Origin of the sequence: Flavobacterium sp., from assembly GCF_027533505.1 — a bacterium.
Lineage (GTDB): Bacteria > Bacteroidota > Bacteroidia > Flavobacteriales > Flavobacteriaceae > Flavobacterium.
In genome coordinates this window covers 1-11,885 of the sequence record NZ_JAPZUB010000017.1, presented here as the reverse complement: position 1 = coordinate 11,885, position 11,885 = coordinate 1, and the positions used below count along the sequence as shown (strand labels likewise).

General features: G+C 40.8%; 14 protein-coding genes. 4 read left to right on the top strand and 10 right to left on the bottom strand.

Features of this window, described 5'->3' with window-relative positions; translation table 11 throughout:
* Positions 1-139: 139 nt before the first annotated feature.
* The 10 genes from O9316_RS04365 to hemA form a co-directional block, all read right to left on the bottom strand.
* Positions 140-853: a 3'-5' exonuclease gene (locus O9316_RS04365; protein ID WP_298205606.1), complete on the bottom strand. Its 714-nt coding sequence runs from the start codon at positions 851-853 to the stop codon at positions 140-142.
* Positions 854-895: 42 nt separating this feature from the next.
* On the bottom strand, positions 896-1,366 hold the full coding sequence (locus O9316_RS04360; RefSeq protein ID WP_298205607.1) for a methylated-DNA--[protein]-cysteine S-methyltransferase: 471 nt from the start codon (positions 1,364-1,366) through the stop codon (positions 896-898).
* A 73-nt stretch (positions 1,367-1,439) separates the two neighbouring features.
* Positions 1,440-1,862: a c-type cytochrome gene (locus tag O9316_RS04355; RefSeq protein WP_298205605.1), complete on the bottom strand. Its 423-nt coding sequence runs from the start codon at positions 1,860-1,862 to the stop codon at positions 1,440-1,442.
* A gap of 61 nt (positions 1,863-1,923) precedes the next feature.
* Positions 1,924-2,922 (bottom strand): porphobilinogen synthase, encoded by a 999-nt coding sequence (gene hemB, locus O9316_RS04350; RefSeq protein WP_298205604.1) that lies wholly within the window; start codon positions 2,920-2,922, stop codon positions 1,924-1,926.
* A 71-nt stretch (positions 2,923-2,993) separates the two neighbouring features.
* On the bottom strand, positions 2,994-3,347 hold the full coding sequence (locus O9316_RS04345; protein WP_298205603.1) for a four helix bundle protein: 354 nt from the start codon (positions 3,345-3,347) through the stop codon (positions 2,994-2,996).
* A 57-nt stretch (positions 3,348-3,404) separates the two neighbouring features.
* On the bottom strand, positions 3,405-4,316 hold the full coding sequence (gene hemF / locus O9316_RS04340; protein ID WP_298205602.1) for an oxygen-dependent coproporphyrinogen oxidase: 912 nt from the start codon (positions 4,314-4,316) through the stop codon (positions 3,405-3,407).
* 127 nt (positions 4,317-4,443) lie between these two features.
* Positions 4,444-5,469: a uroporphyrinogen decarboxylase gene (gene hemE / locus O9316_RS04335; RefSeq protein WP_298205601.1), complete on the bottom strand. Its 1,026-nt coding sequence runs from the start codon at positions 5,467-5,469 to the stop codon at positions 4,444-4,446.
* Positions 5,470-5,495: 26 nt separating this feature from the next.
* On the bottom strand, positions 5,496-6,152 hold the full coding sequence (locus tag O9316_RS04330; RefSeq protein WP_298205600.1) for a uroporphyrinogen-III synthase: 657 nt from the start codon (positions 6,150-6,152) through the stop codon (positions 5,496-5,498).
* Between the two features lie 24 nt (positions 6,153-6,176).
* A complete protein-coding gene (gene hemC / locus O9316_RS04325; protein ID WP_298205599.1) occupies positions 6,177-7,100 on the bottom strand; it encodes a hydroxymethylbilane synthase in 924 nt (307 codons plus the stop codon).
* A 1-nt stretch (position 7,101) separates the two neighbouring features.
* Entirely contained in the window at positions 7,102-8,358 is a 1,257-nt protein-coding gene (gene hemA, locus O9316_RS04320) for a glutamyl-tRNA reductase (RefSeq protein ID WP_298205598.1), read from the bottom strand.
* A 231-nt stretch (positions 8,359-8,589) separates the two neighbouring features.
* Between hemA and O9316_RS04315 the strand changes: the two genes are divergently transcribed.
* From O9316_RS04315 to O9316_RS04300, 4 genes are all read left to right on the top strand, one after another.
* Entirely contained in the window at positions 8,590-9,462 is an 873-nt protein-coding gene (locus tag O9316_RS04315; protein WP_298205597.1) for an AraC family transcriptional regulator, read from the top strand.
* Between the two features lie 45 nt (positions 9,463-9,507).
* Positions 9,508-10,521 (top strand): ferrochelatase, encoded by a 1,014-nt coding sequence (gene hemH, locus O9316_RS04310; protein WP_298205596.1) that lies wholly within the window; start codon positions 9,508-9,510, stop codon positions 10,519-10,521.
* A 110-nt stretch (positions 10,522-10,631) separates the two neighbouring features.
* On the top strand, positions 10,632-11,177 hold the full coding sequence (locus O9316_RS04305; protein WP_298205595.1) for a CopD family protein: 546 nt from the start codon (positions 10,632-10,634) through the stop codon (positions 11,175-11,177).
* A gap of 184 nt (positions 11,178-11,361) precedes the next feature.
* Entirely contained in the window at positions 11,362-11,739 is a 378-nt protein-coding gene (locus O9316_RS04300) for a four helix bundle protein (protein ID WP_298205594.1), read from the top strand.
* The last annotated feature ends 146 nt before the right edge of the window (positions 11,740-11,885 follow it).

Here is an 11,885-nt window from a genome sequence, read left to right as displayed (position 1 = left end):
TGTGGTTTGACGTTGATTGTAGTGTTTGAAATTCATGTCTAATCATCTGTAAATCAGATATAAATATACAAATTGCAACTCTTTTATGCAAGAAAAAACGTAAAAAAAAACCGTCTCAAGTTGTGAGACGGCTTCTTTTTTATACATGTAAAATTTCTTCTGGAATGAGTAAATTTTCATTGCGGAAACGAAGTACGACTTGAGCCACCGCGACTACATCTTTTTCGCAATAGGTAACGATGCGATCGATGTCTTTTTCCTTATAAAATACTTCGCCCACCTGACTTCCATCGATATCGTCTTTGGACGTGGGAATGCCTAAAATTTTGGATAATAATTTTAACGAAGTATAATGCTTATAATCGCCAAACTTCCATAATTCCATCGTGTCCAAATGGGGAATTTCCCAAGGTTTTTTTCCAAATAAATTCAATTTACTAGAAAGAGAAACACCATTGATGATCATCCTTCGCGCAATAAAAGGAATGTCAAACTCTTTGCTATTGTGCCCACATAACACATACTGCGGTCCATTAAAATGGTTGTTCAGCAGGTTATTAAAGGCTTGGAGTAATTCTTTTTCTTCTCCAAAAAAAGAAGTCACTCGAAAATTCCGAATGTCGCCTTTGATTTGAAAAAACCCAACAGAAATACACACGATTTTTCCAAATTCGGCCCAAATACCTGCCCGCTCATAAAACGCTTCAGGGGAAAATTCGTCCTTGCGCAGGTACTGCGTTTTTTGCTCCCAAAGCGCTTGCATTTCAGGATCCATTTGGGTGAAAAATTCTTCTTGGGGAACTGTTTCAATGTCGAGAAACAAGATGTGTTCTAATTTAATTTTATCTAACATGGCTTATAAATTTTAGCCGAAGGTACGTTATTTTTTGCATTTTTAAAACAACCGTTGTTGCGATTCCCCTTGCTCGTGAGTCAGCAGCCATTTCTTTCGCCATAAACCTCCAGCATATCCCGTCAAAGCGCCATTGGTGCCAATCACGCGATGACACGGTATAATTATCCAAAGCGGATTTTTCCCGTTGGCTGCTGCTACAGCCCGAATTGCTTTGGGATCGCCCAACTGCTGGGTTAATTGTTGGTAGGAAAGTGTTTTTCCATAGGGAATTTGAAGTAAGGCGCCCCAAACTTTTTGCTGAAACGCTGTGCCTGACGGATTGAGTTTTAATTGAAATTCGGTTCGTGTTCCTTCAAAATATTCTCTAAGTTGTTGCACTACATCCAAAAGTGTTGTTGGGATTTCAGCAGTCGCTTCGCCTTCATCGGCAATACAAATCGACTGAAGGCCTTCGGAATTCCCTGAAATTTTAGCAAATCCTAATGGAGTGGCTATGGTAACGGTTTCGATTGCGCTCATGGGCACAAAATACGAAAAAAATAAGGTGCGAATTCTTGCATTTTGTTACACTTGTTGCCTTATTTTACTGTGCCAAACCCATCATGTATTGCTCCAACGCCAACCGTTGTTCGGGCTTCATGTTTTTGGTTATGGCAAAATTCGCTTTCATGATGCTGTACTGTGACGGATCAACAATAGGCTCGGATTCTTCATTTAAAAAAGCAGCAATACTGGCATTTTTAGCTTTATATATGGCTACAATTTCCTGTATGCTGGGTCCTACCACTTTGGTGTCTAGTTTATGGCATGCCACACAGGTTCCTTCGCCTTCAAATAATGTTTTACCCTGTTCTGCTAGAGGAAAATCAGCCTTTGTTTTGGTTTTTTCCATCGTGGTTTCTGGATTGACTTCAGGGGCACTATTGTCGGTTTTCTTTGGGTCACCGCCACAGGATACCGCGATACAAGCAAGCGTTAGCATGCAAAACATTTGTGCTTTTTTCATGGCTATATTTTTTACACAGGTATACTTATTCATTTTTGTAATTTCAAGAATAATGAATTGACTATTGCTGACGCAACAATAGCGCGGCCTCCTTGGCAAAATAAGTCGAAATCAAACTCGCACCTGCTCTTTTGATACACATCAACTGCTCCATCATAATCTTATCGTGATCCAACCAACCGCGTTCGGCTGCCGCTTTAATCATGGCATATTCCCCAGAAACGTGGAAAACAGTCACAGGAACATTCACCGCATTTTTTACTTCACGCACGATATCCAAATAGGCAATTCCGGGTTTGACCATCACCATATCGGCGCCTTCTTCCACATCCCAAAGGGCTTCTTTTACCGCTTCAATACGGTTGGCATAATCCATTTGGTAGGTTTTTTTATCTTTAGGAACCACCACATCCGCTTCTTTTGGGGCGCTGTCTAGGGCGTCACGGAAGGGACCGTAAAACGCTGAAGCATATTTAGCGGAATAACTCATGATCCCCACATGATGAAATCCTGCTGCGTCCAATCCTTGACGTAGGCGCAACACACGTCCGTCCATCATGTCGCTGGGTGCCACAAAATCAGCTCCGGCTTCGGCATGCGAAACGGCCATTTTTACCAAGGCTTCATTGGTTTCATCGTTGGCAATATCGCCGTTTTTAATAATGCCATCATGACCATAAATGGAATAGGGATCCAAGGCCACATCAGGCATCACAATCATTTCGGGACAAGCGGCTTTGATGGCACGAATGGATCGCTGCATCAACCCCTCAGAATTCCAGGCTTCTTTGCCGGTGTTGTCTTTCAAACTTTCATCGACTTTCACATAAATATTAACCGCACGAATACCTAAAGCAAATAATTCTTTGACTTCTTCTACCGTTAAATCTAACGAACGGCGAAAAATTCCCGGCATGGATGGAATTTCCGAACGATAGTTTTCTCCTTCGGCAATGAACATGGGGAACATAAAATCGGCCGGACTTAATGTCGTTTCGCGAACTAAAGAACGAATGCTCTCGTTCACACGTAATCTTCTTCCTCTTTGTAATGGAAACATAATTTTTTAGTATTTAGCGGTTAGCTATTGGCTATTAGCTTTCAGCAATTAGCATAAAGTGACAACCCTTTTTATTTTGATAATTTATTTATTAAAGCATTCAACATTTTTTTGATTTCTTCCACTTGGAGTAAAAGTGAATTACTTGTTTGGCTATCGATAAATGCTAAATCTTTGCTCAATATTATTTGATATTCTAATTCATTAGCGGAGCCAAAAGCCATAATTAAAAATCGGGCAAAATCTTTATCGGTATTACGGCCACATCCTTCAGCGATATTCGTTGGAATAGAACTGGAAGATCTTTTCATTTGACTTGTTAATCCAAAAAGCTCTTCCTTTGGGTAATGATTTAAAACATGATAAATAGCTAATGTCAATTGGTGTGACTTTTCCCATACTGTCAATGTTCTGAAATCTTTCATTACTATAACTAACTTAACATTAAAAAATAATAAGAACTAATTGCTGATGGCTGAAAGCTAATCGCTAACCACCCAATCCACAGGTTTTTCCAACACATCAAGCAATCGCGCTTCCTCGCTACCTGCCTCCGGATGATGATCATACACCCATTGCACATGTGGCGGTAAACTCATCAAGATGGATTCGATACGCCCGTTGGTTTTGAGTCCGAATAACGTGCCTTTATCGTGAACCAAATTGAATTCGACATAACGGCCGCGGCGAATTTCCTGCCAAGTGCGTTGCGCCTCCGTATAGGGTAGATCTTTTCTACGTTCGACGATAGGACCATACGCTTGTAAAAAGCTGTTTCCAACTTCGGTCACAAAACCATACCAATCGTTCATGGAGTACTGTTCGTCGGCTTTTAAATAATCAAAAAACAAGCCGCCCACACCCCGTGCTTCTTTGCGATGGGCATTCCAAAAATAGGCATCACATTGTTTTTTATATTTGGGATAAAAGGAACTATCGTGGGCGTCACATGCGTTTTTACAGGTTTGGTGAAAATGGATTGCATCTTCGTCAAACAAATAATACGGCGTTAAATCCTGTCCGCCGCCAAACCAACTTTGCATCACTTCACCTTGGTCATCATACATTTCAAAATAGCGCCAATTGGCATGTACCGTAGGTACCATGGGATTTTTGGGATGTATAACCAAACTCAATCCACACGCAAAGAAATCGGCTTCTCCTACTTTAAACATTTGCTGTATCGATTCGGGCAATTTGCCATGAACCGCCGAAATATTCACACCGCCTTTTTCAAAAACGGGGCCGTTTTCAATAACGCGCGTTCGACCACCACCGCCTTCGGGTCGATCCCATAGATCTTCACGGAATTTTGCTACACCATCAATGGCCTCGAGACCGGAACAAATCTGGTCTTGAAGGGTATGGATATAGGATAGAAATTGTTCTTTCATAAAATTTAGTTTTCAGTCGCAGTATGCTGATACTGTTCACTGCCTACTGTACACTGCCTACTGTACACTGATTACTGTTCACTGCCTACTGTTCACTGCCTACTGTACACTGATTACTGCCCACTGCCTACTGATTATACTCCTTTACCGCTTCAATAAAGGCTTTGGCGTGATCAACTGGAATATTGGGTAGAATGCCGTGACCTAGATTTACGATATAGTTGTCTTTGCCAAATTCGTCAATCATTTCATGAACCATTTTCTTAATAGTCGGGATGGGCGACAACAAACGGCTTGGATCAAAATTTCCTTGAAGGGTAATATGTCCACCGGTTAAATAACGAGCATTTCGTGCAGAGCAGGTCCAATCTACTCCTAAAGCCGAAGCTTTGGATTTGGCCATTTCTCCTAAGGCGAACCAGCACCCTTTTCCGAACACGATTACTTTAGTGTCATCGGCTAAAGCCTCTACAATTTGGTTGCTATATTTCCATGAAAATTCTTGATAATCGGTAGGCGACAACATGCCCCCCCATGAATCAAAAATTTGTACGGCATTGACGCCTGCTTTTACCTTTTCTTTTAAGTATAAAATGGTAGTGTCGGTGATTTTCTGTAATAACGTATGTGTGGCCACGGGATTGGAGAAACAAAATCCTTTGGCTGTATCAAAACTTTTCGATCCTTTTCCTTCTACGGCATAACAGAAAATTGTCCAAGGTGAACCGGCGAAACCGATTAACGGTACCTCATCATTCAACATCTCTTTTGTCAATTTCACGGCATCCATAACATAGCCTAAGGTTTCCTGAATATTCGGCACAAAAACTTGGTCGACTTGCTCCATTGTGCGGATAGGATTCGGAATAATTGGTCCTAAATTGTCTTTTAATTCGACATGAATACCCATAGCGCGTGGCACAACCAAAATATCCGAGAACAAAATCGCGGCATCGGGTTGAACAATACGAATAGGTTGTACCGTGATTTCTGCCGCCAATTCGGGCGTTTCGCAACGGGTAAAAAAATCATATTTATCGCGAAGTGCACGGAATTCCGGTAAATAGCGTCCAGCTTGACGCATCATCCACACGGGTGGACGTTCTACTTTTTCATTGTTTAATGCACGTAAGAAAAGGTCGTTTTTAATCATAATTTATCGTTTAGCCGAATATGTTTTCAGCGTTTAAAATAGTCTATACTGAGTTGTAGCGTAGCCTCCACAGTGGGAATTGACGCTTTGTAAACATTTTGAGTGATCCCGTGTAATGCGGCAGCTGTTGTAGGGCCGATGCAAAAACAAGGAAGGTCCTCCAGCGTATTTTTTTCTAAAAAACTCTCCACACCCGACGGACTGAAAAACAGGATGCCGTGTAGGGGTGTTTCTATTTTTTCGGATTGATTTACCGTGGTATACACTACGATTTCACGTACATTTTTCCCATTAGCGATTAACATGGTGGGCAGCGTATCCAAACGGCGATTTCCACAAAAGAAATCGAAATCAGTGGCCTCCGATTCCAGCAGGTAAGTCGCTAAAGCTGCTGCCGTTTCAAACGAGGCACGCACTATAAATCCGGAGTCTTCCAATGCTTTTCGTGTTTTTTCACCTACACAAAAAACACTATGTTTTTCCGGTTGAAGGACAAGCTGTTGCTCCACGACACTTTTTACCGCTTGCTGGCTGGTAAACAGCAGCTTTTGTTGGGGTTCAAAAGTGGGAATGGACACCGGTTGTATCACAATCATCTCCTTTTCTATCACTTCAAATCCAGCATCTACCAACAATTGGCGTTGGTTTGAAGTCAGGATTTTGGTAGACAGGAGGGTTTTCATTTGCTGTAAGAACGTATATTCTTTTTATTTCTTCAATTGGGTTTTAATGCGTTCCATTAGGGCAGCCCCTCCATTATCTAGAATTTCTTTGGCACAATGGAATCCCAATTTTTTCCATTCATTAATGGGGAAATTGCGTTGAATTTCCAATTTTTCTTGACCGTCAATCGACAATAAAACACCATGAAACTGGATTTCGTCGTTGGCTTCATCGTATTTTGCTAAAGCTCCGATTGGTGCGGTACAACCTCCTTCCAGCGTTCGTAAAAATTGACGTTCGATGGCGGTACACACTTCGGTTTCTATATCATTCAATTGGGCTAAAGCTTCAAGGGCGTGGCTATCATTTTCCATGGCGACCACTACCATTGCTCCCTGTGCTGGCGCTGGAATCATCCAATCCAAAGCCAAATAGGTTTGTGGTTTCAAGTTGATGCGTTCCAATCCAGCGGCGGCAAAAACGGCTCCACTCCAAGCGTTGTCGTGTAATTTTTGCAGGCGCGTATTGACATTACCCCGTAAATCGACAACCGTATGTTGCGGATACCGATGCAACCATTGTGCTTGACGGCGTAAACTTCCTGTGGCAATAGTTGCGGGAGTCTCAAGGAATTCCGTTGAACCTTTATGCACCAAAATATCCAACACATTGGCACGTGGCAAAACCGCGGCTTGCACGATTCCTTGTGGTAAAGCGGTAGGGACATCTTTCATGGAATGCACAGCAATATCCACTTCGCCTTTGATCATGGCGATGTCTAATGTTTTGGTAAAAATTCCGGTGATTCCGAGTTCATAGAGCGGTTTATCCAACACCAAGTCGCCTTGGGATTTCACAGCAATGATTTCGGTGCGGTAACCCAAATCGTTCAGCTGTTTTTCTACCGTTTTGGCTTGCCAAAGAGCGAGTTCGCTGTCTCGGGTTCCGATGCGTAGGGTTTTACTCATCTTATTTTTCAGAGGATGCCAATTGGAACACTTTTTCGATCCACTCGATACTTTCATCGACGGGTGTGTTTTCATCTTTAAGATGATTGGCAAAATGGTTGGTAATTTTTTGTATGATGCGAGCGGTTATAATTTCCGCTTGTTCTTCGTCGAAATTGGACATTTTTTTGCGTTGCACATTCAATTCGCCTTCCTTAATCGCATTCAACTTAGCTTTCAAAGCATGAATGGTTGGCGCGAATTTACGTTGTTTGGTCCACGCGATAAACTCCTCTTTAATTTCTTCTATAATTGCTTCAGCCGCCGGAATATGTTGTTTGCGGTTTTCTAGAGTCTCGTCGGTGATTTGTGCTAATTGATCCATGTGTACCAAAGTTACCCCGGGAATTTCCATCACATTTTCATGTACATTTTTGGGAATGGATAAATCCAAAATCGTCAACGGCTTTTTTAGATTCAAAATCGCTTTGTCCACTGTTGGATTTTGAGCGCCTGTTGCCACGACCAATACATCGGCATTTTGAATTTCCAATTGCAAATCGGCGTAATCTTTGACGATAACATTCAATTTACGCGCTAAGCGTTCGGCTTTATCTTTGGTACGATTAATTAAAGTGATATGACTGTGTTTGGTGTGTTTCACCAAATTTTCACAGGTATTTCGCCCGATTTTACCCGTTCCAAAAAGCAAGATGTTTTTATTTGAAATATCTTCTACATTTTTGAAAATATAGTGCACTGCCGCAAAAGAAACGGAAGTAGCACCGGTAGAAATTTCAGTTTCCGTTTTTATTTTTTTACTGGCTTGAATTACGGAATTGACCAAACGCTCCAAAAAAGCATTCACCAATTGTTCTTCCTTACTTTGTGCAAAAGCAATTTTCAACTGACTGATAATTTCGAAGTCGCCTAAAATTTGGCTATCCAATCCGGTTCCCACGCGGAACATGTGGTTAATGGCATCAGCCCCTTTATATACGTAGGCTACTTTTTGAAACTCTTCGACCGTTCCGCGGCTATTCTCACACAACAATTTGATCAGTTGAAAAGGATGTTGGGCAAAACCATAAATCTCCGTTCGATTGCAAGTAGACGTTACAATTAACGACTCTATATTTTCTTCTTGTGCTTGTTGTAATAGCTTCGCTTGAGCCACCGCATCCAAACTAAAACGACCACGCGTCTCAGCATCGGCTTTCTTGTAGCTCAATCCAATTGCATAAAAGGAGGAATGTTTAATCTTAATTCCGTTTTCCATGTAGGGGCTCTTTCCTAAAAGTTCAACAAAGTTACGGGGTTACCAAATTTAAAAAATAACGCTCTAAGGACTTTTTATGTCGCTTGATGTAATTTCTAACACGATTCGAACTTTTTCCGTTATTTATTTTAAATTTGTACCAATCACGGGGCTTGACAACGACATTATGTAGATTCATTCTAAATAATAAGATTGCCTTCCGTTGGGTATCATATACGAAAAAATATCGCTATGGGTTCTTTAGAAGAAATAAAAATTGAAGAAGACTTTTTGTTGATTCGTTTTCAAAATGATGGAACGGAGAATTATCCTGTAAAACGCGCCGTGTCGCAAGGACTTATACAGTTCCATTTTGGGTTAAAGGGGAAAGCCAAATTCGTTTTCAACGATGGGAATTATGCGTTGGAGCTAAAGGAGGAAAAATCATTACTTTTTTATAATCCCCAAAAAGAATTGCCGATTCAATTGGAAGTTTCCCCCAATACGTGGTTGATTTCGATTTTGATTTCGATCAAAAAGCTACACAAATTATTTTCTTCCGACACTGAAAATATTCCGTTTCTGAGTGAGGAAAACATCGATAAGAAATATTATAAAGAACACAACATTAGTCCTTCGATGGCCATCGTGTTGAGTCAACTTTTTCATTACAATCTCAATCCTTCCATCAAAAATCTCTATTACAAAGGAAAGGGATATGAATTACTAAGTTTGTACTTTAACCGCTCGGAAGACCCGAATGCCGAACAGTGTCCGTTTTTGATTGATGAAGAGAATGTATTAAAAATCCGCAAGGCCAAAGAACTCGTAATTGCTAACATGGCCGAACCGCCCGGTTTGCAGGAATTGGCCGATCAAGTGGGTTTGAATTTGAAAAAATTAAAAATGGGGTTCAAACAAATCTACGGCGACACGGTCTACGGCTTTTTGTTTGATTACAAAATGGATTATGCCCGAAAACTATTGGATAGCGGTTCGTATAATGTCAATGAAGTAGGCCTCAAAGTGGGATACAGTACGGGAAGTCATTTTATAGCGGCGTTTAAGAAGAAATTTGGCACCACGCCCAAAAAATACTTGATGAGTTTACAAGTGAATCCCTAAAGCACAAATTCAAAAAAGAAGTTTTATAAAAATAAATTGCTACAAATGAAAGGAGTATTATTAGTCAATCTTGGTTCGCCTGAAAGTCCAACCCCAAAAGATGTGAAGCCGTATTTGGATGAATTTTTAATGGATAAATACGTTATTGACGTTCCTTATTTATTAAGAGCTTTGTTGGTACGCGGCATCATTTTACAAACCCGTCCCAAAAAATCGGCAGAGGCCTACAGTCAAATTTGGACCGATGAAGGTTCACCTCTGATTGTGATTTCCAAAAAAATGCACCAAAAAGTAGAAAAATTAGTTGACGTACCCGTAGCCTTGGCGATGCGTTATGGTACCATGACGATTCAAAAAGGGTTGCAAGAATTGAAAGACAAAGGCGTAACGGATGTGATGTTATTAGCGTTGTATCCACAATATGCGATGGCTTCTACAACCACTATTTGGGCCTTGGCGGACGAACTGCAACAAAAACATTTCCCCGAAATGACGATTACTAAAGTGCCTGCCTTTTACAACAAACCCGATTTCATCCAAGCCTTGGCCCATTCGATCAAAAACCATTTGGAAGGCTTTGAATACGACCATTTATTGTTCTCGTACCACGGCATCCCGAAACGTCATATTCGCAAAACCGATGTGACCAAATCGCATTGTACTATTGACAACAAATGCTGTGTCACGGCGTCTCCGGCACATGAATTTTGCTACCGTCACCAATGCTATGAAACGACGCGACAAGTAGTAGAGTTGTTGGGAATTCCTGAAGGAAAATACAGCCAAACCTTCCAATCGCGTTTGGCCGGTGACAAATGGTTAACGCCTTACACCGATGTCGAAATCAATAAAATGCCGAAGAAAGGGATCAAAAAATTGGCCGTAGTTACCCCAGCATTTGTCTCGGATTGTTTGGAAACTTTGGAGGAAATCGCCATGCGTGCCAACGAAGAATTTATCGAAAACGGTGGGGAGGAATTTTTTGCCGTTCCTTGTTTAAACGATGAAGACGAATGGTGTCAAGTGGTGGCCAATTGGGTTAAGGATTGGAGTAAATAATAAAGGTGTCGATTTTCAGATTTCAAGTTAAATAACCTGAAACCTGACACGAGGCTTCAGCCGACTGATGTAGCGAAGCGAAATAAACTTGAAACTTGAAACCATAAAAAATGGATCTCTACAACAACATCAAAGCCTTGCACTTGATTTTTGTGATTACGTGGTTCGCCGGACTCTTTTACATTGTCCGGTTATTTGTGTACCAAATTGAAGCGCAAAGCAAACCTTCTCCCGAAAAAGAAATCTTGGGGGCGCAATACAAAATCATGACCTATCGCTTGTGGTATATCATCACTTGGCCGAGTGCGGTGTTGGCGACGTTATTTGCCCTAACCTTACTTCATTTGAATCCAGAGTGGTTGTACATGCCTTGGATGCAAGTGAAACTGGGATTTGTTGTGCTTCTTTTGGCGTATCATTTCAAATGCCATCAAATTTACAAGCAGTTGCAAAACGATGACACCCGCTATTCTTCCAACTTTATGCGTTTATGGAACGAAGGCGCTACCATTATCCTTTTTGCCGTTGTGTTTTTAGTCATCTTAAAAAATGCCATCGACTGGATTTACGGAGTGGTGGGGATTATTGGATTCTCAATACTCATTATGCTCGGCTTCAAATTTTATAAGAATATTAGAAAGAAAAATAAGTCTTGATTGCAGTTTGCAGTAAACAGTAAACAGTAAACAGTAAACAGTATGCAGTATGCAGTAAACAGTATACAGTATACAGTATACGGTGTTCCGTTTGCAGTGTGCGCTTAGAAGTTTTATTACGTACTTTTCTAATATGATTTAACAACTATTTCTTTTTTATTATTAACGCCTAAAAATAGTATATATGCACAGATTTCAAGATTTATTAGCTTATCAGAAAGGGTTTGAACTCGCTATGGAAATTTTTGAAGTAACACGTTCATTCCCGAAAGAAGTAATGTATTCGTTAACGGACCAAATAAGACGAAGTTCGCGAAGTACCTGTTCAAATATCGCCGAAGCCTATCGAAAAAGAGGTTATCCAAAACATTTTATCAGTAAACTTTCGGATGCAGATACCGAAAATACCGAGACACAATGTTGGTTTGAATTTGCCCTAGCATGCGATTACATTGATCAAAAAACATTTACTTTGTTAGTTGCTAAAAGCAATGAAATTGGGAAATTGATTGGCTACATGATCATCCACCCGGAAAAGTTCGGAGCGAAAAAACTACCTTAGTAAAATTTTTCACTGAACACTGAACACTGAACACTGAACACTGAACACTGAACACTGAACACTGAACACTGAACACTGAACACTGAACACTGAACACTGAACACTGAACACTGAACACTGAACACTGAACACTGAACACTGAACAC

What these genes read in the sequence shown, in the direction of transcription:
- hemF (WP_298205602.1), bottom strand. Translation starts at nt 4,316, where the DNA reads ATGAAAGAACAATTTCTATCCTATATCCATACCCTTCAAGACCAGATT.
- O9316_RS04330 (WP_298205600.1), bottom strand. Translation starts at nt 6,152, where the DNA reads ATGAAAACCCTCCTGTCTACCAAAATCCTGACTTCAAACCAACGCCAA.
- hemE (WP_298205601.1), bottom strand. Translation starts at nt 5,469, where the DNA reads ATGATTAAAAACGACCTTTTCTTACGTGCATTAAACAATGAAAAAGTA.
- O9316_RS04345 (WP_298205603.1), bottom strand. Translation starts at nt 3,347, where the DNA reads ATGAAAGATTTCAGAACATTGACAGTATGGGAAAAGTCACACCAATTG.
- O9316_RS04355 (WP_298205605.1), bottom strand. Translation starts at nt 1,862, where the DNA reads ATGAAAAAAGCACAAATGTTTTGCATGCTAACGCTTGCTTGTATCGCG.
- O9316_RS04305 (WP_298205595.1), top strand. Translation starts at nt 10,632, where the DNA reads ATGGATCTCTACAACAACATCAAAGCCTTGCACTTGATTTTTGTGATT.
- hemC (WP_298205599.1), bottom strand. Translation starts at nt 7,100, where the DNA reads ATGAGTAAAACCCTACGCATCGGAACCCGAGACAGCGAACTCGCTCTT.
- hemH (WP_298205596.1), top strand. Translation starts at nt 9,508, where the DNA reads ATGAAAGGAGTATTATTAGTCAATCTTGGTTCGCCTGAAAGTCCAACC.
- O9316_RS04315 (WP_298205597.1), top strand. Translation starts at nt 8,590, where the DNA reads ATGGGTTCTTTAGAAGAAATAAAAATTGAAGAAGACTTTTTGTTGATT.
- hemB (WP_298205604.1), bottom strand. Translation starts at nt 2,922, where the DNA reads ATGTTTCCATTACAAAGAGGAAGAAGATTACGTGTGAACGAGAGCATT.
- O9316_RS04300 (WP_298205594.1), top strand. Translation starts at nt 11,362, where the DNA reads ATGCACAGATTTCAAGATTTATTAGCTTATCAGAAAGGGTTTGAACTC.
- O9316_RS04365 (WP_298205606.1), bottom strand. Translation starts at nt 853, where the DNA reads ATGTTAGATAAAATTAAATTAGAACACATCTTGTTTCTCGACATTGAA.
- hemA (WP_298205598.1), bottom strand. Translation starts at nt 8,358, where the DNA reads ATGGAAAACGGAATTAAGATTAAACATTCCTCCTTTTATGCAATTGGA.